Origin of the sequence: Poseidonocella sp. HB161398 (genome assembly GCF_005870025.1) — a bacterium.
Classification (GTDB): Bacteria; Pseudomonadota; Alphaproteobacteria; order Rhodobacterales; family Rhodobacteraceae; genus Mangrovicoccus.
In genome coordinates this window covers 58100-79021 of sequence record NZ_VATA01000026.1, presented here as the reverse complement: position 1 = coordinate 79021, position 20922 = coordinate 58100, and the positions used below count along the sequence as shown (strand labels likewise).

General features: G+C 71.2%; 14 protein-coding genes. 8 read left to right on the top strand and 6 right to left on the bottom strand.

Annotated features, from left to right (window positions below; genetic code table 11):
• Positions 1–40: 40 nt before the first annotated feature.
• Entirely contained in the window at positions 41–2236 is a 2196-nt protein-coding gene (locus tag FGX59_RS19895) for a glycosyltransferase (protein ID WP_138468870.1), read from the bottom strand.
• 59 nt (positions 2237–2295) lie between these two features.
• On the opposite strand from FGX59_RS19895, the gene FGX59_RS19890 reads away from it, so the two are divergent.
• From FGX59_RS19890 to FGX59_RS19850, 5 genes are all read left to right on the top strand, one after another.
• Positions 2296–2760: a hypothetical protein gene (locus tag FGX59_RS19890; RefSeq protein WP_138468869.1), complete on the top strand. Its 465-nt coding sequence runs from the start codon at positions 2296–2298 to the stop codon at positions 2758–2760.
• Positions 2757–2939 carry a hypothetical protein gene (locus tag FGX59_RS19885; protein ID WP_138468868.1) on the top strand — a complete coding sequence of 61 codons (183 nt, stop codon included), beginning with the start codon at positions 2757–2759 and terminating at the stop codon, positions 2937–2939. Before FGX59_RS19890 ends, FGX59_RS19885 begins: the two co-directional genes overlap by 4 nt.
• Positions 2940–2967: 28 nt before the next feature.
• The gene (locus FGX59_RS19880; RefSeq protein ID WP_206078394.1) at positions 2968–3924 is read left to right on the top strand and encodes a radical SAM protein; all 957 of its coding nucleotides are present in this window, start codon (positions 2968–2970) and stop codon (positions 3922–3924) included.
• A gap of 523 nt (positions 3925–4447) precedes the next feature.
• Positions 4448–6211 (top strand): caspase family protein, encoded by a 1764-nt coding sequence (locus FGX59_RS37660; RefSeq protein WP_171060739.1) that lies wholly within the window; start codon positions 4448–4450, stop codon positions 6209–6211.
• The gene (locus FGX59_RS19850; RefSeq protein ID WP_171060738.1) at positions 6195–7202 is read left to right on the top strand and encodes an alginate lyase family protein; all 1008 of its coding nucleotides are present in this window, start codon (positions 6195–6197) and stop codon (positions 7200–7202) included. Before FGX59_RS37660 ends, FGX59_RS19850 begins: the two co-directional genes overlap by 17 nt.
• Here FGX59_RS19850 and FGX59_RS19845 read toward each other — a convergent pair whose 3' ends face one another.
• Genes FGX59_RS19845 through FGX59_RS19825 form a run of 5 tightly spaced genes read right to left on the bottom strand, consistent with a single transcriptional unit; the run spans position 7203 to position 11952 of the window.
• Positions 7203–7955, bottom strand: coding sequence for an SDR family NAD(P)-dependent oxidoreductase (locus FGX59_RS19845; RefSeq protein ID WP_138468865.1), 753 nt, complete (start codon positions 7953–7955; stop codon positions 7203–7205).
• Positions 7956–7977: 22 nt separating this feature from the next.
• Positions 7978–8784, bottom strand: a complete 807-nt coding sequence (locus FGX59_RS19840) for an ABC transporter permease (protein ID WP_138468864.1) — start codon at positions 8782–8784, stop codon at positions 7978–7980.
• Positions 8785–8791: 7 nt separating this feature from the next.
• A complete protein-coding gene (locus tag FGX59_RS19835; protein ID WP_240722595.1) occupies positions 8792–9643 on the bottom strand; it encodes an ABC transporter permease in 852 nt (283 codons plus the stop codon).
• Between the two features lie 19 nt (positions 9644–9662).
• Positions 9663–10805, bottom strand: coding sequence for a PotD/PotF family extracellular solute-binding protein (locus FGX59_RS19830; protein ID WP_138468862.1), 1143 nt, complete (start codon positions 10803–10805; stop codon positions 9663–9665).
• A 34-nt stretch (positions 10806–10839) separates the two neighbouring features.
• On the bottom strand, positions 10840–11952 hold the full coding sequence (locus tag FGX59_RS19825; protein ID WP_138468888.1) for an ABC transporter ATP-binding protein: 1113 nt from the start codon (positions 11950–11952) through the stop codon (positions 10840–10842).
• A 167-nt stretch (positions 11953–12119) separates the two neighbouring features.
• Between FGX59_RS19825 and FGX59_RS19820 the strand changes: the two genes are divergently transcribed.
• The 3 genes from FGX59_RS19820 to FGX59_RS39335 all read left to right on the top strand — a co-directional run bounded on the left by FGX59_RS19820 (position 12120) and on the right by FGX59_RS39335 (position 20914).
• Positions 12120–12920, top strand: a complete 801-nt coding sequence (locus FGX59_RS19820; RefSeq protein ID WP_240722593.1) for a helix-turn-helix transcriptional regulator — start codon at positions 12120–12122, stop codon at positions 12918–12920.
• A 199-nt stretch (positions 12921–13119) separates the two neighbouring features.
• Entirely contained in the window at positions 13120–20214 is a 7095-nt protein-coding gene (locus tag FGX59_RS37655; protein WP_171060737.1) for a hypothetical protein, read from the top strand.
• Positions 20111–20914 carry an autotransporter domain-containing protein gene (locus FGX59_RS39335; RefSeq protein ID WP_255471611.1) on the top strand — a complete coding sequence of 268 codons (804 nt, stop codon included), beginning with the start codon at positions 20111–20113 and terminating at the stop codon, positions 20912–20914. Before FGX59_RS37655 ends, FGX59_RS39335 begins: the two co-directional genes overlap by 104 nt.
• Positions 20915–20922 lie beyond the last annotated feature (8 nt).

Here is a 20922-nt window from a genome sequence, read left to right as displayed (position 1 = left end):
CATGCCGGAAATCCGGCGGTTTTGGAAGCCGCGCCGCCATTCAGCGCGGCGCCGTCTTGCGCAGCTGCGCATAGTCGCAGACGAAGCGCGCGGCCGCGGCGGCGCCGGTCTCGCGTGGCAGGCGGCGCGCGGCCTCCTGCATCAGCAGCCGCACCTGCGGATCGGCGATCCTGTCCAGCACCCGCGCGGCGGCAAGCGGCTGCGCCCGGCGCAGCGTCAGGCTGGCCCCGGCCAGCGCGCCGAACCGCGCGCGCTCGATCTGCAGGTCCATCTCCGCGGCCTCGTTCGGCACGAAGACCGTCGGGATGGCGCCCAGCATCGCCTCGTGGAAGGCATTGTAGCCGCAGGTCGAGATCTGGAAGTCGAAGGCGCGCATCAGCGGGAAGACCGGGTAGCGCTCCAGCAGGATCTCGCCCGGCCGCGCCTCTGGACGGGCGCCGATCCAGGGGACCAGATGCACCAGCGTGACGTCAGGCCGGCCGTCCGCCCAGGCGCGCAGCTCGGCCAGCACCGGCGAGAGGTCGTAATTCGCCTGCCCGCCGAGCGAGACCAGCGCCAGCGTCCCCTCCGCGGGCAGGCCGAGGATCCGCCGCGCGGGCCCGCGCGCATGCAGGGCGCCGGGATCGCCGCGCAGGACCGGCGGCACGCGATGGACATCGTCCCGCCGCGCGACGGTCGGGCCATGGTCGAGGATTTCCGCCAGATCCGCAGGCTCGATCACCGCGTCGAAGCTGCCGGTCCGCTCCAGCGCCCGGGCATGGCCCGCGGTCCAGAAGGCGCGGCGCATCCAGACCGAGACCAGATCCGGCGCGGCGGCCAGCGCGTCGCAGAGCCCCTGGTAGGGCGTGTTGCCGTCGAAGACGAGGATCGCCGGGCCGTGGAAGGCGATGGCATCCGACAGCTCCTCGGCCAGCGCCCGGTTCCAGGCGGCGATATCGGCGCCGGTGGCGCGGTGGAAGGGCCGGAACTCGACCGCATAGCCCGCCTGCCGCGCCAGATCCGCGGCCTGGGAGAGGGTGAAGAAGACCGGCTCCAGCTCGGGCGGCATCTCGTCGGCCAGGGCGAGCATCCGCGTCAGATGGCCGAGCCCGACCCCGTTCGAGGTCATCAGCAGCGCCACCTGCCGGGTCTTGCGTCCGGGCCGCGGCGTGTTCTGCGGCCGGGCCCCCTTCAGCGCGGCCCAGTCCGGGCGCAGCCGCGCCAGCCGGGCGCGGAACTGGTCCAGGCCGAAATTCCGGGCGACATGCGCGCGGGCCCGCGCGGATTGCAGCGCGTGGCGCTTCGGGTCGGCGGCGAATTCCGCGACCAGATCGGCGACCTCCTCCTCCTTGCAGTAGATCGCCGCGGGGCCGAAGACCGGCTCGAAATGGGCCGGCAGCAGGATCACCAGCCCGCAGGCCGCGGCCTCGAGGATCGACCGGCCGAAGGCCTCGACCCATTCGGGGGCGTGGAAATAGACGTAGAGATCGAGCCCGTCGAGGTACTCGGCCACCTCCATGGTGCCGAAGGGCAGGAGGCGCCAGTGCCCGGGCAGCGTGCCGTAGACGCGGCCGAGCCGCTCGGGATCGGCGCCGAGCATGGAGACCTCGATCCCCTCCCGGTCGGGATAGGCGGCCAGGGCGAGGGCGCGGGTGGCGGGCCATTTCTGCGGCAGCGGGCGGGAATGGCGGCCGATGCGGACCGGGCTGCCGACCGGTCGGCCGGCGCGGTCGGGCCAGTCGGCGACATCGATCAGGTTCGTCCAGTCCTCCGCCAGCAGAGCCATGCCGGTGCCGCCCATGGCGTCGAGCTGGCGGCGCACGAGCGGCCCGACCGGCGCGACCACGGGATCGAGACCGAGCGCCGCGCGGATATTGCCCAGAACCGCCGCCAGGTCGTATTGCCCGGCCCCCGCGCCGTCCCGGGGCGGATGGTGCAGCACCAGGACCGCGGTCTCGGCCAAGAGCCCCAGCGGCGCAGCGGGCGGCAGGGTGAAGAGCCCGGGATGGTGGAGGATCGCGAAGGTCGTCCGGACGGTCCGGCCGCGGGCGATGACGGCGACGTCCCCGTCGGCGATGGCCGCGGCGATGGCGGGATGGACCGGCCAGGCCTTGCGCAGGACCGGCCCCATGACCGGCAGGAGCCCTGCCGAAAGCCCTGCCTGCCGCGCCGCCCGGATCTCGGCGGCCAATGCCGTCGAGGTCCCGCCGGAGAAGCGCGGATCGGCGACGAAGACGACATCGAAGAACTCTGCCATACCCATTTCGTTAAAATTGTGTTACAACCTATGCGATACTCGCGCATTCCGGGGCTCTCATGCAACAGTCTCTGCCGTCATTGTTTTCCAGGATATTCGCACCGGCGGCAGGCGCGGTGCCGCCGCCCGCGGGACCGTCGCTCTTCCAGTTTCCCGGCACCACCGGACAGGGCACCGCGCTGGTCTTGCTGCTCGAGCGCGACCGCGCCGGGCTCGACCGGTTCCTCGACGCCTCGGCCCGGCCCTTCCGGCGCTTCCGCCGCATGGTCTTCGTCACCACCGACAGCGACCTCAGGCCGTTCCACGACCGCGGGCTGACGGCCGAGCTTTTCCCCTCTTTCGAGGACATTGCCGCAAGCCCCGTCCGGGGGCCCTGGCTGTCCTATCTGGCACGGCGTCGCAAGATCCTGCTGGCGAAATGGCAGCCCCGCTGGCAGCTGGCCTACGGGATCGACTGGCCCGCCTATCTGGAGCGGGCGCGCAGCCTGCTGGAGGACCGCCCGCAGGCGGCGGAGCTGCCATGAGCCGGCTCCGGCGCAGGCTGCTGACCCTCGCGGGGCTGCTCTCGGCCTCGGGCATCGCGGCAAGCTGCACGGTCCAGGACGAATGCCCGACCGTGCGCGGCGTCTCGGACGAGGACCGCTCGATATTCAACCTATGCGGGTCCGAAGCCCCGTCCGCGGGCGCCGCGACCATGTACTGACGCGGTGCCGCGCGAGGAGCTGCCGATGATGCGCCAGACCCCCCGGCCGGCCGCCGCCCTGCGCCATGCCGAGCCTGCCCATGCCGGTGTCGTGCTGGTCGACTGGATGCTCGGCAATGCCTGCAACCATGCCTGCAGCTACTGCCCGGCGGCGCTGCATGACGGCTCCGTCCCCTGGCAGCGGCGCGAGGACGTGATCGCGCTGATGGACCGGCTGGCCGCGCATTACGCCGAGGGGCTCGGCCGCTCGGTCTGGCTGCAATTCACCGGCGGCGAGCCGACGAGCTATCCGGGCTTCTCCGAGATCATGGCCGAATCCCGCGCCCGCGGCTTCCTCCAGAGCGTCGTCAGCAACGGCTCGCGCACCTTGCGCTTCTGGAAGAAGGCGGCGGGCCTGCTCGACAGCGCGATCCTGACCTACCACGATGAATTCGCCGATCACGCGGCCTTTCTCGAGGTCTGCCGGCTGCTCTCGGACAGGCTGCCCCTGCATGTCAATGTCACCATGCATCCCGCGCGCTTCGACGCGATCCGCGCGCGCGCCGGAGAGATCGCCGAAGCGGCGCCGGGCGCCTCGATCACGCTGAAGCCCCTGCGCAAGGGCTTCGGCACGGCGCTCTACGACTATTCCCCGGCGCAGCTCGCGCAGCTCTCCGAGCGGGTGTCGCGGGCGCCCGACCCGCGCGCCACGCTGCCGCGCAGCGTCATGGAGCTTGTCGCCGAGGACGGCACGGCGGAGCGCTGGCGCGCCAATGACCTCTTGGTCGCGGGGCAGAACCGCTGGAAGGGCTGGCGCTGCGAGGCGGGGGTGGAATCGCTGCGGGTGAAGGCCTCGGGCGAGATCCTGCGTGCGGTCTGCGGCACCGGCGGGGTGATCGGCCGGATGGGCGGGCCGCTGACGCTGCCGATCGCCTCGATCCGCTGCAGCCGCGACAGCTGCGCCTGCGTCGCCGACATCCTCATCAGCAAGCGGCGGGCGTCATGAGCGGGGCGCGCCCGGCCTTGCGCGTGCAAGCGGTTCCGCGGGCTGGGGCGGGCGGCGATGGCGATCAGCATCCGGAGGCGATTGTCCCTGGCCGCGGGGCCGGGCCGGCCGCGGATGCGCGCTTTGCCGCGACGCGCCTGCAAGCTGTCCAGCTGGCCGGGACGCCGGAAGATCTGCGCGGGTGGCTCGAAGAGAGGCCGAAGGCGGGCGGAGGCGGCCGGGCACGTGCAGAGGCCCGGTTGCGGGACAGGTCCGGGTCGCATCGGCGGTTGCCCAGGATCCCGGACGGGGCCGCCGCGGCGCATGACATCCGCGCCGGGACGGGCGGGACAGGACTCGCGGGGCTGTGGGATCTTGTTGGACCGGTCCCCGTGGCGCGGCGCGGATCCGGGCCAGATCCCGCGCGGTCCCTGCCGCTGTCCATGCTACTCTCGGGCCGGGCGGCGCGATCGCGGGATGCCGTCGCGCGGGCCGCCGGAGGACAGGGCGGGCGGGGGCCGAAGCAGGGATCAGGAGGCCATCGATGAACCTATCCATTGCCAGGGCGACCCGGATCCGGCCCGCGCGGCGGCTGGCCTCCCTGCTGTTCCGGCTGGCCTGCGCCGTCCTGGTGGCGGCTCTGCCCGCGCCGGGCGGGTTCCGGGCGGCGGCGCAGGAGATCGAGGTGCTGGCCGGCGACGTGCCGCGCCATGCGCTGGTGATCGGCAACCAGGACTACCAGGGCGACACCCGCGACCTGGCCAATGCGGCGGGCGATGCGGCGCTGATCGGCGACACGCTCGAAGGGCTGGGCTTCGTCGTGACCCGGGTCGAGAACGCGACGCAGATCGAGCTTTCGCAGGCGCTGCTGGGCTTTGCCCGCGGCCTGCCCAAGGGCGGCATCGTGCTGGTCTTCTTCGCCGGGCACGGGGTGCAGTGGCAGGGCGAGAACTACTTCATCCCGGTCGATGCCGATCCCGAGGAGCTCTCGGATCTGCGGCTGATCTCGCTCTCCGCCTCGAACCTGCTGACACTGCTGGCCGAGCGCGACAGCCTGGCCAATATCTTCATCTTCGACGCCTGCCGCAACAATCCCTTCGCCAAGGCCGCCAACCGCACCTTTGGCGGGCAGACCGAGATCCGCGGCCTCGCGCCGACCCGGATCCGCTTCACCGGCAATCTCGTCGCCTATTCCACCGCGCCGGGCGAGGTCTCGAGCGACGGCAGGCCGGGCGAGCACAGCCCCTATGCCTGGGCGCTGTCGCAGGCGCTTGCGCGGCCCGGGCTCGGCATCGAGTCGGTCTTCAAGCTGACCCGCTCGCTGGTGATCGGCGCGACCGGGCATGCGCAGATCCCGTGGGAGAACTCCTCGCTGACGCGCGACATCTTCCTGCTGCCGGAGGCTGAGACGCCCGAGGCGCTGCGGCCGACCGAATGCGACATCGCCGCGGGCCACCCCTCGGATCCCGACCGGGTGACGCCGGGCATCGACTACGCGCTCCTGCGCCCGGCGATCGCGATCCCCGCCTGCCGCGCCTCGCTGAACCGGGATCCGGAGAATGCGCGGCTGATGACGCTGCTGGCGCGGGCGCTCCTGAAGGCCGGGCAGTACGAGGAGGCGCTGGCGCTGAACCATCGCGCGGCCGAGACCGGCTATACCGGCGCTTTCCACAATATCGGCAACCACTACAAGCAGGGCAGCGGCGTCGAGCGCAACATGGACACCGCGCTGGAATGGTTCCTGAAGGCGGCCGAGCGCGGCCATCCCGAGGATGCCTACAATGCCGGGGTGATCTACCTGACGGGCACGGACACGATGCCGCCCGATCTGGAGCGGGCGCGGCTCTGGCTGGAGCGCTCGGCGGCGCAGGACTACCCTTCGGCCTTCGACCGGCTCGGCATCCTCTACCGCGACGGTCTGGGCGTCCCTGCGGATCCGGCCAGGGCGAACGAGAATTTCGAGGAGGGCGCGCAGTTGGGCGATGCCTCGGCGATGGTCAATCTCGGCACGGCCTATCTCAAGGGGCAAGGGGTCGAGACCGACTATGCCCATGCCTATGACCTGTTCCGCCGGGCCGCCCAGCTGCGGCGGCGCTCGGCCTATACCAATCTCGGCGACATGTACCGCCGGGGCCAGGGCCGCGAGACGGACATGGAGGAGGCGGCCTTCTGGTACGGGCTCGCCGCCTTCCAGGGCCATGCCTATTCGCTGGAGCAGTTCAACGCGGCGCTGGCGGGGTTCGACGAGGCGAAGCGCGAAGCGATCAACGAGCGCATCCAGCAGTGGATCCATGCCGATTTCGGCTGAGCGGGTGCGGGCGGGCGGATCGGTCCTGCGCGCCGGGCCGCTGCCCCTGCCGCTGTCGGCGCGGATCGGCGCGACGGCCGCGCCGGGTCCGATGCTGCCGGGCGCCGCCGGGCGGGAGGCCTGGTTCGGGCAGGCGGTCTTCGGGCTGATGGCGGCGGTCCATGACCATTGCGCGGCGCCGGGCGACCCCGCGCCCCTGGCGGCACGGGCCGAGGCGATCCTGTCCGCGCTCGAGGCGCATGTCGCGCCGGAGACCGGCGCCGAGGCGGAGTTCCTCGGCGCCCGGACGCTTTTCGCCGTGCTGGCCAGCGCCGATCTGGCCGGGCTGCCGGGCATCGCGCCGCGCTCTGCCGGCCTGGTGGGCCGCTTCGCCAGGGCGGCGCCCGATGGCGGCGACCCGCTGAAGCTCAGCACCCGCAACAACCACGTGCTGATGAAGGCGGCGGCGCTGGGGCTCTACGGCATCCTGGCGGAGGAACCGGCGGCCTGGGCGGAGGCGCGGGCGGGCTATGCGCGCTATCTCGGCAGCCTCTCGCCCGAGGGCATTCCGGTGCACGAGGCCGTCCGCGGCGCCAGTGCGGGCTGGTACTGCAACCTCGCGGTGATGCTGATCGTCCGCTTCCAGTCGATGGCGCTGCGCCACGAGGGCAGCCTGCCGGAGGCCGAGGCCGCGCGGCTTGCCCTGGCGGTCGGGGCGCTCGGCCGGATCGCCGGGCAGCCCGAGCTGCTGCATCCCTGGTCGCGGCGCAACATGTACCCGCATCCGGCGCACGGGACCGACCCTTTCGCGATCGATACGGGCTTCCTGCGCGGCTATCACCGCTCGCGCCACTACCTGGCCTGGGTGCCGCTCTTCGAGGCGCTGCAGGGGGCGGAGGCGCTGCCCGCCGCGATCGCCGCGGCGGCGCGCGGCAGCTCGGACCACTTCCCGAAGGGCAGCGAGTTCATCGGCGGCTTCGCCGATCTGATGTGCGCCCCGCCGCCCGGCTGACTACAGGATCTCGCCGCCGTCGATCACCAGCGCCAGCCCGGTGACGAAGCGCGAGCGGTCCGAGGCGAGATAGAGGATGCCCTCGGCGATCTCCTCCACCCCGGCCCAGCGGCCCATCGGGATCGTGTCCGCGACGTAGCTTTCCAGCTCGGCGCGCCCGCCCATCTGGCGTTCGAACCCGGCATTGAACGGCGTGTCGACAAAGCCCGGGCAGAGCGCGTTGAAGCGGATGTTCTCGCGCGCGTAATCCGCCGCCATCTGCTTCACCATCGCCACCGCGGCGTGTTTCGTGGTCGCGTAGGAGACCATGCCGCGGTCGAACTGGCAGCCGGAATTCGACGCCGTGACGATCACCGAGCCGCCGCCCTGCGCCCGCATCACCGGGATCGCCGCGCGGCAGGCGACGAAATGCGCCCGCACGTTCAGCGCCCAGGCGGCATCCATCTGCGCGGGGGTGACCTCCTCGGCCTTTCCGGCGATCTGGATGCCGGCATGGCTGTGGAGCACGTCGAGCCGCCCGTGATCCCGCGCGGCGCGGGCGATCTCCGCCTCCACCGCGGCATCGTCGCGGACATCGAGCGCGCGGGCCTCGCCGCGCCCGCCCGCGGCCTCGATCAGCGCCAGGGTCTCGGCGGCGAGCGCGCCGTCCAGATCGGTGGCGATCACGGTGGCGCCTTCGCCTGCCATGGCGATCGCGCCGGCGCGGCCGATGCCGGATCCGGCCGCGGTCACGAGTGCGACACGGTCTTTCATCTTGTCAGTCTCCCGGGATGGATCAGCGGCGCGGCTGCGCCTGCGACCGGCGCAGCATGAGCTGCGCGCCGATCAGGACGAGAAGCGAGGCGGCCATCACCATGGTGCCGATCGCGTTGATTTCTGGGGTGACGCCGCGCCGGATCGAGGAGAACACGTAGATCGGCAGCGTCGTCTCGGCGCCCGCGACGAAGAAGGCGATGATGAAATCGTCGAAGCTGAAGGTGAAGGCCAGCAGGAACCCGGCCATGATCGCGGGCAGGATCTGCGGAAAGGTCACCTGCCGGAAAGTGCCGAAGGGCGTGGCGCCGAGATCGTTCGAGGCCTCCACCAGCGCGGGGTCCAGCGTCTCCATCCGCCCGCGCACCAGCAGTACGACCAGCGACATGGTGAAGAGCCCGTGCGCCCCGATCAGCGAGCCGGTGCCGAGCGACAGCTTCATGCCGGTCAGCGGCTCGAACCACGGGTTCACCAGGTCGAAGACCGTGACCAGCGCGATCAGCGTGGCGATGCCGATGACGATGCCGGGGATCATCACCGCGATCTGCACGGCCAGATCGAAGACCCTGCGCACGCGCCCCTTCATGCCGGTGAGCGCCAGCGCCGCCATGGTGCCCACGACGGTGGCGAGGCAGGCCGAGAGGAACGCGACCTTCACCGAGGTCCAGAGCGCCTCCATCACGAAGGGGTTGTTCAGCGCCCGGCCGTACCAAGTCAGCGAAAAGCCCTGCATCGAGGAGGCGGAGCGCCCCGCCGAGAAGGAGAAGAGCGCGATGATCGCGATCGGCAGGTAGAGGAAGGCGTAGACCGCCATTGCGTAGAGTCTCATGACGACCTCACATCAGCGCGGCATCGTCGCGGCCGACGCCGAAGCGTTTGGCCGCGCGGGTATAGAGCCCGACCACCACCAGCATCACCACGACCAGCCCCACCGCGACAGCCGAGCCGAAGGGCCAGTTGCGCGACTGCAGGAAGAGGTCGACGAGGGCGTTGCCGACGAAGAACACCTTGCCGCCACCGAGGATCGAGGGGATCAGGAACTCGCCCATCAGGAGGATGAAGACCAGCATCGATCCGGTCAGCACGCCCGGCATGGACAGGGGCAGGGTGATCTGCACGAAGGCGCGCCAGGGCGGCGTGCCCAGATCGGCCGCGGCTTCCAGCAGGCGCTTGTCGAGCTTCTCGAGTGCCACGTAGATCGGGAAGACCATCAGCGGCAGGTAGCCGTAGACGATGCCGACGAGCACCGCGAAGGGCGTATTCAGGAGCCGTACGTCCTCGAGCCCGGCCATGGCGAGAAGCGCCGGGATGCCCTTGCCGCCCAGAAGGAAGATCCAGGCGTAGGAGCGGATCAGGATCGAGGTCCAGAAGGGCACGATCACCAGGACCAGCAGCATCGTCTTCCATTTCGGGCTGACCTTCACGGCGAGGTAGTAGGCCAGCGGATAGGCGATCAGCAGCGAGGCCAGCGTGCCCAAGGGCGCCAGCGTCAGCGTGTTGCGGAAGGCGGCGAAGCGGGCCGGCAGGTTGGCATACTGCTCCAGCGTGAAGCCGGGGGCGTAGCCGCCGATCTGGCTGCGCTCCCCGAAGGAGAAGATCAGGACGACGGCCAGCGGCATCAGCAGCATCGCCGCATACCACAGCCCCGCCGGCGTCAGCAGGAGCGCCCGCGCGCGGGATCGCGTCATGGCCATCGTCCCTCTCCCCTCAGGCGGACTTGAACCGCGCCATCAGCTCGGCCCGGTTCGGATCGGTCAGCGTGACGGCGGCGCCGAATTCCAGCGGGCTCAGCGCCTCGGCGGCCGGATAGATGATCGGATCGTCCAGAAGCTCCTGCGGCAGCAGCGCGTTGGTGCGGCTGTCGGCCACCGGATAGCCATGGGCCAGCGCCTCGCGCGCGTTCACTTCCGGATCGAGCAGGAAGTTGATCAGCGCATAGGCCGCCTCCTTGTGCGGCGCGTCCTTCGGGATGGCGTAGTAGTCCGACCAGATCTCGCCGCCTTCCTTGCCGAGGGCGAAGCCGATCTCGGGCATGTCTGTGTTCATCTGCTTGCCGTCGCCGGTCCAGCACATGGTCAGCCAGGCATCGCCGTTCCTCATCGCGGGCTGGTAGTCCGAGGAGATGGCGTAGAGATGCGGCTTGACGTCGATCAGCAGCTCCTCTGCCTTGGCGAGCTCGGCCGGATCGACCGAGTTGAAGCTGAAGCCGTGATAGACCAGCGCGTTGCCGATGGTCGTCAGCTGGTAGTCATGCACCATCACGCGGCCGTCGAACTGGTCGCGGGCGCCGTCGAAGAAGGTCTTCCAGCTGTCCACGACGCCGCCGGTCTTGTCGGAATTGAAGGCGATGCCGGTGGTGCCCCAGTTCTTCGGCACGCCGTAGACGGTGCCGTCGATCGTCCCGGCCTCGGCAAAGCGCGGATCGTAGGAGGCGGGGTCGTAATTCGGGATCTTCGACAGGTCGAGGGGCTCGATCAGCCCGGCCTCGACATAGGTCGGGATCGCGTAGTTCGTGGGCACGAAGACGTCCCAGCCCGAACCGCCGGCCTGGATCTTGGCCAGCATCTCCTCGTTGGAGCCGAAGACATTGACCTGGGTGTAGGCGCCGGTGGCGTCGGTGAAGGCGTCGAAATCGGCCGGGTCATGGTAGTTCGGCCAGGTGGCCAGCACCACGCGGTTGCCGATGTCCTGGGCGCGCGCCATGCGCGGCAGCGTCCCGCCCATCACCGCCATCGCGGTGCCCAGGCCCGTCACGCCGAGGAAGTGGCGGCGCGTCACCGACCCTTTCCGGTAGCGGGCCAGCTCGTCCATGAATGCCTTTCGCGAGATCGGCTTGTGATCGTCTTTCATCTCGGATTTCCCTTGTTGGACCTGGTTGGCTCGGTCAGCCGGCGGCGAGGACCAGCCCCGCCCCCGCCGGCCAGAGGACATGGACCTCTGCGCCCATGCCGTGCCCGCCCGCGGCTCTTTCGGCCTGTCGCGGGACATTGACCTGCAGGGCGCCCACGCGAGGGGCCTCCAGCAGGTATTCGGTGTGATCGCCGAGGAAGGTGCGGTGCGTGACCCTCGCCGGGAGCGCCGTCATCCCCTCGGGCAGCGGCGCACCGGCCGCGGCGAGGCTCAGCGCCTCGGGGCGCACGGCGATCTCGGCCTCCGTGGCGGCGGCCCCGGGCGCGTCGGCCACGGTCACGGCGGCGCCATTGCCCAGCACCGCCTGCGCCAGTCCGCCCTCGCGGGAGGCGATCTGCGCGGAAAGGATATTCGCCTTGCCGACGAAATCCGCGACATAGCGGTTCGCGGGCCGGTCATAGAGCTCCTGCGGGCTGCCGATCTGGGCGATCCGGCCCTTGCCCATGATGCAGATGCGGTCCGACATCGCCAGCGCCTCTTCCTGGTCATGGGTGACGAGGACGAAGGTGATGCCCAGGCTCCGCTGCAGATCCAGCAGCTCGCGCTGCATCTCGCCGCGCAGCTTGGCGTCGAGCGCGGCCATCGGCTCGTCCAGAAGCAGGATCTTCGGCTCGTTGACGATGGCGCGCGCGAGCGCGACGCGCTGCTGCTGGCCGCCGGACATCTCCCAGATGCGGCGCGGGCCGAAGGCGTCGAGCCGCACCGTCGCCAGCGCCTTTTCCACCTTTTCCGCGATCTCGCGGCGCGCCATGCGCGGGCGGCGCTGGCGCAGCCCGTAGCCGACATTCTCGGCCACCGTCATGTGCGGGAAGAGCGCATAATGCTGGAAGACCATGTTCACCGGGCGGCGATAGGCGGGGATCGCGCCGACATCGCGCCCGTCGATCAGCACAGCGCCGCCGGTCGGGCTCTCGAACCCCGCCAGCATCCGCAGCGCCGTGGTCTTGCCGCAGCCCGAGGGGCCGAGGAAGGACAGGAACTCGCCGCGGCGGATGCGCAGGTCGATGCGGTCGGCGGCCAGCACCTCGCCATAGCGCTTCGACGCGCCGACGAACTCTGCCACGGTCTCCTCGGGGCGGACTTGCATGCTGGCGGCGCGCTCCATGATCGGTTCCTGAATCATCCTGTTCCCTGGTCCGGCTTACCCTTCCGGCAGCCTCTCTCCGGATTTGCCTTGCCCGGGGACGCATATGCCGTAATTTCCAGAATTGGTACGTAATGAGCCTCTGGCTGTATATATCACAAAGGGCATAGATGGCGGTTAAACCTCTGATGGAAGACTGGGTGGCGGGCAGCGCGGCGGTGGTCGACGCGCTTGGCACCCAGGCCTTTCCCCGCGCGCTGACCGACGCGATGCGCTGCGTCGTGCCGTTCGAGTTCACGGTGGTGTTCGGCTATTTCAGGGACAGCCGGCCCCTTGATATCTATGACGATTTCCCCGCGGCAAAGCGGCGGGTGATGGTCGATGACTACCAGGAGGGGCCGTATCTCCTGGACCCGTTCTATCTGCATTCCGCCGCCCCCACGACGTCGCGCCTGGTGCGCCTGCGCGAGCTTGCGCCCGACCGGTTCTACCAGGCTGAATATTTCAGGAACTACTATATCCAGACCGGGCTTGCCGAAGAAATAGGCTTTATCGTCGATGTCGGTGAAGAAGTGAGCGTCGTGATATCGGCCATGCGCGAGCACCGGGCCTTTTCGGCGCGCGAATTCCGCGATCTGCAGGCGATCTTTCCCTTCGTCGCGGCGGCCTCGCGCCGTCACTGGACCGGGCTGGCGGCGGACTTCTCCGACCGGGCGCCGCTGGACGGGCCGCGCCTGCCGCGGCTGATCGAGGACGCGTTCCAGAGATTCGGGCGCAACCTTCTGACCCCGCGCGAGGCGGAGATCGTCGAATACACGCTGAAGGGCCATTCCGCCGAGGCGACCGGCCGCGCGCTGGGGATCGCGCCCGGCACGGTGCGGATCCACCGCCGCAACATCTACGGCAAGCTCGGCGTCAGCTCGCAGGGCGAGCTCTTCTCCAGCTTCATCGCCTCGCTCGACGATCTCTAGCGCGCGCTCCGGCCGTTTTGCCGCGGCCGGAATGGCTCTCCCGGCAAGACAATGAATTAATTAAATGTTTCTCTTATCCTTGCGGAAAGTATAATTTCCGCAGCGGGACCTTATACCGAAATTATACCCATCGGCCATTGATCCAATTGGGTTTTCTTGGTTCGTCCTACGACAAAATTTCTCAGGGCGGACCGGTTTCATGCTGCGATACAGATTTTTCATTTCCGCGGCGATGGCGTCGACCGGGACCTTGATGCAGACGCCGGCACTGGCCGACTGCTCCGTTTCGGACGGGGTCGCGACCTGCACAGGCGACCTCTGGGGGGGCAAGGGCGTCGAATACCAGAACGCGATTGTCTTTGGCGACCCGCTGCTGACCGTCAATGTCGAGAACCTCTCCGGCGATATCGAGACGCCGCAGAACCAGGTCGGCGCGCTTGTCCTGTGGTCGGACTTCCAGTTCGGCGTGACGATGAATTTCGACGGCGGCAGCTATGGCATCAACGGCGCGGCAGGGCATTTCATGGACGGCGCCGCAGCCGTGTCCTCCGCCCGGAACGGCTCGGGCGGCGGCGCGGGCAACGAGGCGGGCTCGGCGACCGTGCATTTCTCCTCCGGCTACGTGTCGATGGTAAGCCAGAACTCGACGGCGGTCCTTGCCAGTTCGGTCGGCGGGGGCGGCGGCGATGCCGGGGATGCGGCAGGGACGGCCGCAGCGGGCGGGGACGGCGGCGGCGGAGGCCATGCCAGCGTCACCTTCGACCAGGGGCTCGTCAAGAACACCGGCGATCTCGGCGCCGGCATCCTCGCCTCCTCGACCGGCAGCCGCGGCGGCAATGGCGGCAGCGCGCATGCCTTCACCGACAATGCCTCCGCCGGCAATGGCGGCCGCGGCGGCGAAGGCGAAGCGGCCGACGCGACGATGCTCGACGGCTCGGTCACCATCGAGGGCAGCAGCGGCTGGGCGCTTGGCGCGGCCTCGCTCGGCGGGCAGGGCGGCAATGGCGGCGTCGCGCGCAGCGACCTGGCCGAGGCGACGGCCGGGCATGGCGGCGATGGCGGCGGCGGCGGCAGCAGCTCGGCGCGGATGCAGGCCGGCACGGTCACCGTCACCAGCAGCTACGGGCGCGGGGTCTTCGCCACCTCGGCCGGCGGCAATGGCGGCAACGGCGCCATGGCGGTCTCGGGCGACCGGTCGGTCACCGGCGGGGCCGGGGGCGCGGGCGGCGCGGGCGACGGCGCGTCGGTCCGGGTGGATAGCGGCACGGTCACCGTCTCGGGCAGCCATTCGGTCGCGATGCTGGCGGAAAGCACGGGCGGCCAGGGCGGATCGGGCGGCGACGGCCAGGACGACATCAACGCCAATGGCGCCGGCAATGGCGGCCGCGGCGGCGATGGCGGCGCGGGGGGCACGGTCTCGGCACTGCTCGGCGGCGCCGTGCTCGACGTCTCCGGCGGCGGCGCGACGGCCATCCGGGCCAGCTCGGCGGGCGGCGATGCAGGGGCGGGCGGCGCGGGCAAGGCCGGCGCGGCGGCCGCGCATGGCGGCAATGGCGGCACCGGCGGGGCGGGCGGCGACGCGACGGTGACGCTCGGCGGCGGCACGATCACCCAGGGCGGCGCCTCGGCCGCGGCCGTGCTGGCCCAGAGCCTGGGCGGCAAGGGCGGCAGCGGCGGCACGGCCGGGACCGGAGCGGGCAATGTCACGGCCGGGACCGGCGGCACCGGCGGCGCGGCCGGATCGGTGACGGTCGCCACCACGGCGCGGACCGCGATCACCACCACCGGCACCGGCGCCCAGCATGCGATCCGCGCCGAGGCGCTGGCCGGGCAGGGCGGCAATGGCGGGGCCGGCTCCACCACGGCGGGCACGGGCACCGGCGGCGACGGCGGCCAGGGCGGCGCCAATGGCGGCACGGTGGCGATCGATGTCGAGGCCGATCTGTCGACAGCCGGCGACCATGCGCAGGGCATCCTGGCGCGCAGCTATGGCGGCGCGGGCGGCAATGGCGGCCAGGGCACCGGCGTGATCGGCGACGGCAAGGGCGGCGCGGCCGGGGGCGGCAGCCCGGGCGGCACGATCGGCATCGATTTCGGCGGCACGATCACGACTGCGGGGACCGCGGCCAATGCGATCATCGCCCAGAGCATCGGCGGCTTCAGCGGCAATGCGGGCACGGCGGACGGCTTCCTGGCCTATGGCGCGGGCGCGCAGAGCGCGGGCGACGGCGGCGCGGTGACGGTGGCGCTCGATGAGGACGTGTCGCTGAAGACCGCGGGCGACCATGCGAGCGGGGTCATCGCCCAGTCGATCGGCGGCGGCGGCGGCCAGGGATCGGGCACGGGCGGCATCGGTACGCTTGGCGGCGAGGGCTCGGCCGGCGGCAATGGCGGCGCAGTCACGGTGGTGGCAGGCACCGGCAGCATCACCACGCAGGGCGCGGCCAGCCGCGGGATCACCGCGAAATCGGTCGGCGGCGGCGGCGGCGATGGCGGCGGCGCGGGCGGGATCGTCGGCATCGGCGGCACATCGGGCAGCGGCGGCGACGGCGGCGCGGCCACCGTCGAAAGCGCCCTGGCCATCACCACTGCGGGCGACTATGCCGACGGGCTGCATGTCCAGAGCGTCGGCGGCGGCGGCGGCACGGCCAATGGCACGGGCGGCGCGGTGGCGATCGGCGGCAATGGCGGCGATGGCGGCGACGGGGGCGATGTCACGGCGCTCTCCAGCGGCGATATCGCGACATCCGGCGACCATGCCGACGCGATCTTCCTGCACAGCACCGGCGGGGGCGGCGGCGACGGCGCCTGGGCGACGGCGCCGGACGGGGTGGTCTCGATCTCGGCCGGGGGCACCGGCGGCGGCGGCGGCGATGGCGGCGATGTCAGCTACTACGATCTCGGCCCCTTCGACATCGCGACCCAGGGCGCGGGCGGCGCGGGCTACACGCTGTCGACGACCGGCGACCTGGCGCGCGGCATCTTCGCGCTCTCGGTCGGCGGGGGCGGCGGCGATGGCGGCCAGGCGATCTCGGTCGGCGATGTCAGCATCGCGCTTGGCGGTGCGGGCGGCGATGGCGGCGACGGCGGCGAGGTCACGGTCGTGACCGGCGCGTCCGTCACCACGGAGGGCCGGAATTCCGGCGCGATCATCGCCAAGTCGGTCGGCGGCGGCGGCGGCAGCGGCGGCCAGGTCATCTCGGTCTCGAACGGGCCCGCGACGGTCAGCGTCGATCTCGGCAGCACCGGCGGCAAGGGCGGCTCGGGCGGCGATGTCCGCGCCGAGACCTTCGGCGCCCTGACCAGCACGACCGGGAACAATTCCAATGCGGTCACGGCCATGAGCATCGGCGGCGGCGGCGGCCAGTCCGGCCAGACGCTGAACATCACCGGGCTGACGGTCGGCAATGTCTCGACCACGATCGGCCAGAGCGGCGGGGCGGGCGGCAATGGCGGCGCGGTCCTTGCCGCCTCGCATGGCGCCGTCACGACGGCCGGCAACGCCTCGCGCGGGATCTTCGCCCAGTCGATCGGCGGCGGCGGCGGCGCGTCGAGCGTGACCGGCAATATCAATGCCGTGGCGGGCACCGGCTCGGTCGCCACCACGGTCGGCGGCGGCGGCGGCATTGGCGGGGACGGCGGCGCGGTGGCGGTCGCGGCTTCGGGCAGCATCACCACGACCGGCCACAATTCCGAGGGCATCTCGGCCAAGAGCATCGGCGGCTCGGGCGGCGACAGCGGCGCCACCTATACCGGGACGGGCGCGTCCTTCACCGTGCAGACCACGGTCGGCGGCAATGCCGGCAGCAGCGGCGACGGCGGCACGGTCGATATCGCCTCCTCGGCCGCGATCACCACCTCGGGCGCGCATAGCAGCGGCATCGTCGCGCAGAGCGTGGCGCGCGGCGGCGGCAGCTCGGGCTTCGTCGTCAGCGGCTCGATATCGGCGGCGGGCGTCAACACGACGGTCGGCGGCGCGGGCGGCGACGGCGGCACCGCGGGGGATGTCACGGTCGCCAATGCCGGCGCGATCTCCACCTCCGGCAGCTATGCCGAGGCGATCGCGGCGCGCAGCGTCGGCGGCGGCGGCGGCTCGGCCAAGGGCAGCGTCACCGGCTCCGTGGCGATCGGCGACATCAACACGACCGTCGGCGGCGCAGGCGGCAGCGGCGGCACGGCGGGCAATGTCGATGTCACCTCCAGCGCCGCCCTCTCGACCGCCGGCGTGCATTCCCACGGCATCGTCGCGCAGAGCACCGGCGGCGCGGGCGGCAGCGGCGGCCTGTCGATCGAGGGCAGCCTGACCGCGGGCGAGATGACCGCCGACCTGACGGCGACGGTCGGCGGCGAAGGCGGCGATGGCGGCTCCGCCGGGACGGTCACGGTCGGGGCCGGGGGATCGATCTCGACCTCGGATTACGGCTCGCACGCGATCCTGGCGCAGTCGGTCGGCGGCAATGGCGGCGCGGGCGGCGACGTCTATTCCGTCAGCGCCTCCTTCAGCAGCGAGGGCGCGGCCAATATCCATGTCAATATCGGCGGCGCAGGCGGCTCCGGGGCGACTGGCAGCACGGTCGATGTCGCCAATAGCGGGTCGCTCCTGACCAAGGGCTACAACGCCGCCGCGATCCTGGCGCAGTCGATCGGCGGAAATGGCGGGATCGGCGGCTCGGTCTATACCGGCGCCCTCACCGAATCTGCCGGCAGCACGGGCACGGTCACGGTCGATCTCGGCGGCAATGGCGGCACCGGCCAGGATGCGGAGACGGTGACGGTCGCCAACCAGGGCCAGATCGTGACCGAGAAGGGCGGATCGAATGGCATCCACGCCCAGTCGATCGGCGGCGGCGGCGGCGCAGCCGGAAGCGCCGCGAATTTCGTCCTCAACGCCACCGGCGCCACGCAGAATTCCAGCGTGACCCTGACCTCGAACATCAATGTCGGCGGCCAGGGCGGCGTGGGCGGCCAGGGCGGCGCGGTCAGCGTGACCAATAGCGGCTCGATCTTCACTTCGGGCAGCAGCTCCAAGGGCATCGTCGCCCAGTCGGTCGGCGGCGGCGGCGGCGATGGCGGCAGCACCTCGAGCACCTCGCTGGGGCTCAGCGGCGCCTGCGCTCTGGCGGGCAAGACCGGCGCCTACAACTGCTCCAATCCCGACGGCAGCGACACCAAGGTCAGCGTCACGCTCAATCTCGACATCGGCGGCCAGGCCGGCGCGGGCAGCGACGGCGGCGCGGTGGGCATCGGCAATACCGGCGCGATCGTCACCGAGGGCGATGTCGCCCATGCCATCGTCGCCCAGTCGGTCGGCGGCAGCGGCGGCACGGGCGGCGACGGCGCCCTGGGCCTTTCGGCCTGGACCACCGACAGCACGGTGAAGACGATTGCCAGCCTGGTCTCGATCGGAACCCAGATCCCCAGCCCGACCAGCATCGCCATCGCCATCGGCGGCGCCGGCGGCGCGGCGGCGGATGGCGGCTCGGTCCAGGTCACCAATGGCGGCGTGCTGGCGACCGGCGGAGACCATTCCTTCGGCATCCATGCCCAGTCGGTGGGCGGCGGCGGCGGCAATGGCGGCGCCGGGACGGGCGGGCTCTTCTCCGCGCTCTCGCTGGGCAATAGCGGCAGCGGCGGCGGCAATGGCGGCGATGTCGCCATCGACGGCGGCGGCGCGATCTTCACCTCGGGCGAGGGCGCGATCGGCATCTTCGCCCAGTCGGTCGGCGGCGGCGGCGGCACGGCCGGGGATGCCGAGCGCGGCATCACCTATGACTGGCTCGACCTGAATATCGGCGTGGGCGTCGGGCTGCAGCTCGATGCGGGCGACGGCGGCAACGGCGGCGATGTCACCGTCACCAGCGGCACGATCTACACGACCGGCGACCGGGCGCATGGCATCATGGCCCAGTCGATCGGCGGGGCCGGCGGCGTGGCGGGGATCAGCGGCGCGCTGAGCGACTACCTCTTCTCCTTCGCCGGCAGCAATGGCGCGGCGGGGGATTCCGGCGCGGTGACGGTGACCGCCAACGGGTCGATCCTCGTCACCGGCGAGCGGTCGCACGCCATCTTCGCCCAGTCCGGCTCGGGTGGCCGGGAGGAGGACGCCAGCGGCGATGTCACGGTGACGGCCAATGCCGACGTGATCGCCACGGGCACGGGCGTCCCCGGCACTGGCCCAGAGCGCCAGTGCCGGGGACGCCGCCAATGGCAAGGTGCGGATCAATGTCGCCGAAGGCGCCACCGTCGCCACCACGGCGAAGGGCTCCGAGACGATCGGCATCCGCAACGGCCTCGACAACCTGATCTTCAATGGCGGCACGATCGCCAATGGCGACGGCACCGCCAATGGCTTCGCGATCCGCACCGACGGGGTCGCCGCGCTTTCGGTGCAGAATCTGGGGACCATCGCGGGCTCGGTGCAGAGCCAGCTTTCGGACGGCACGACCGGCGCGGGGGTGACCATCGACAACATGGCGGGCGCGGTCTTCCTGCTGGGCTCCAAGATGGTGCTGGGCGAGGCGGGCAGCCTGTCGAACTCCGGCTTCGTCACCCCGGGCAGCATCGGCACCGTCTCGCGGACCGCCTTCGCCGGCGATTTCTCCCAGGGCGCCGGCGGCACGCTGGGGATCGACGTGGTGGCGCGCCAGGCCGGCGGCGCGGGGGCCGAGACCGACCAGCTCGCGGTCACGGGCACGGCCGATCTCGACGGCACGGTGAAAATCAACATGGATGTCGGCGAGAATGCGGCGGGCGGCAAGCAGACCACCGGCGCCTTCCTGACGGCCGGCGGCAGCCTGGCCGATCGCGGCCTGACGGTGGAGTCCACGGTGGTCGGCCAGTACAGCCTGAACTGGGACACCGCCAATGCGGTCGCGCTGGATTACGAGCTGGATTTCAGCTCCGCCGCCGCGCTCTCGGCGACGCTGGCCAGCCACGCGCCGCTGACCGCCCATCTGCAGGCGATGTACGACACCGGCTCGCTGAGCCGCGCGCAGGCCAATGCGCTGGTCAATATCACCGACCCGGGCGTCTATGGCGACGCCATCGCCTCGCTCAGCGGCGAGGTCTATTCCGACAACCAGTTCAGCTCGCTGCAGTCGAGCCTGCGCTTCTCCGACGCGATGATGAGCTGTTCGGACCGCGCCGGCGGCTACCGCTTCGTCAGCCAGGACCAGTGCAGCTGGATCCGGGTGGGGCATTCGCGGTTCACCCAGCATGGCAGCTCGAAGACCCTGGGCTTCGAGGAGACCACCTTCGCCCTGGCGGGGGGCGTTCAGGTCGACCTGGGCAATGACTGGCACGTCGGCGCCGCCTATTCCTACGAGAGCCGCAGCCTGGACAAGGCGGGCATGATGGACAGCGACGGCGACGTCTTCCATCTGGGCGCGGTCGCCAAGCGCGAATTCGGCCCGGCGCTGCTGGCCGCCTCGCTCTCGGCGGGCTACGGCACGTTCGATGTCGAGCGCCAGCTCTTCCTGGGCGACATCGCCCGCGGCAGCCAGGAGATCTGGACCGTCTCGGGGCAGATCCGCGGCGAGTACCAGCTCGATCTCGGCAGCTGGTTCGCCAAGCCGCGGCTCGATCTGGGCGTCGATGCGGTCAGGGCGGGCAATGTCCGCGAGACCGGGGCGGCGGGGTTCAACCACCAGATCTCGGGCTCGACGGAGACCTATGTCAACATCCAGCCCGCGGTGGAGGTCGGCGGCGAATGGGCCGGGCGCGACGGCACGCTCTACCGGCCGAGCCTGACGCTCGGGGTGACGCAGTTCCTCAGCGATGCCGCGCCGGGCGTCAGCTCGCTCTTCGACGGCTCGCCGGCAGGCGCGCCGGAATTCGAGGCGACGAGCCAGTTCGACAGGCTCTATCTCGATGTCGGGCTGGGGCTCGAAGTGCTCTCGACCGAGAACATGGTGCTCAGCGCCGAGGCCTTCGGCAGCTTCTCGGACACGACCGAGCAGTACGGCGCCGGGCTGCGCATCTCGATCCCGTTCTGACGGCGGGC

What these genes read in the sequence shown, in the direction of transcription:
- FGX59_RS19830 (WP_138468862.1), bottom strand. Translation starts at nt 10,805, where the DNA reads ATGAAAGACGATCACAAGCCGATCTCGCGAAAGGCATTCATGGACGAG.
- FGX59_RS19835 (WP_240722595.1), bottom strand. Translation starts at nt 9,643, where the DNA reads ATGACGCGATCCCGCGCGCGGGCGCTCCTGCTGACGCCGGCGGGGCTG.
- FGX59_RS19820 (WP_240722593.1), top strand. Translation starts at nt 12,120, where the DNA reads ATGGCGGTTAAACCTCTGATGGAAGACTGGGTGGCGGGCAGCGCGGCG.
- FGX59_RS19850 (WP_171060738.1), top strand. Translation starts at nt 6,195, where the DNA reads ATGCCGATTTCGGCTGAGCGGGTGCGGGCGGGCGGATCGGTCCTGCGC.
- FGX59_RS37655 (WP_171060737.1), top strand. Translation starts at nt 13,120, where the DNA reads ATGCTGCGATACAGATTTTTCATTTCCGCGGCGATGGCGTCGACCGGG.
- FGX59_RS19890 (WP_138468869.1), top strand. Translation starts at nt 2,296, where the DNA reads ATGCAACAGTCTCTGCCGTCATTGTTTTCCAGGATATTCGCACCGGCG.
- FGX59_RS19885 (WP_138468868.1), top strand. Translation starts at nt 2,757, where the DNA reads ATGAGCCGGCTCCGGCGCAGGCTGCTGACCCTCGCGGGGCTGCTCTCG.
- FGX59_RS19895 (WP_138468870.1), bottom strand. Translation starts at nt 2,236, where the DNA reads ATGGCAGAGTTCTTCGATGTCGTCTTCGTCGCCGATCCGCGCTTCTCC.
- FGX59_RS19840 (WP_138468864.1), bottom strand. Translation starts at nt 8,784, where the DNA reads ATGAGACTCTACGCAATGGCGGTCTACGCCTTCCTCTACCTGCCGATC.
- FGX59_RS19825 (WP_138468888.1), bottom strand. Translation starts at nt 11,952, where the DNA reads ATGCAAGTCCGCCCCGAGGAGACCGTGGCAGAGTTCGTCGGCGCGTCG.
- FGX59_RS19880 (WP_206078394.1), top strand. Translation starts at nt 2,968, where the DNA reads ATGCGCCAGACCCCCCGGCCGGCCGCCGCCCTGCGCCATGCCGAGCCT.
- FGX59_RS37660 (WP_171060739.1), top strand. Translation starts at nt 4,448, where the DNA reads ATGAACCTATCCATTGCCAGGGCGACCCGGATCCGGCCCGCGCGGCGG.
- FGX59_RS19845 (WP_138468865.1), bottom strand. Translation starts at nt 7,955, where the DNA reads ATGAAAGACCGTGTCGCACTCGTGACCGCGGCCGGATCCGGCATCGGC.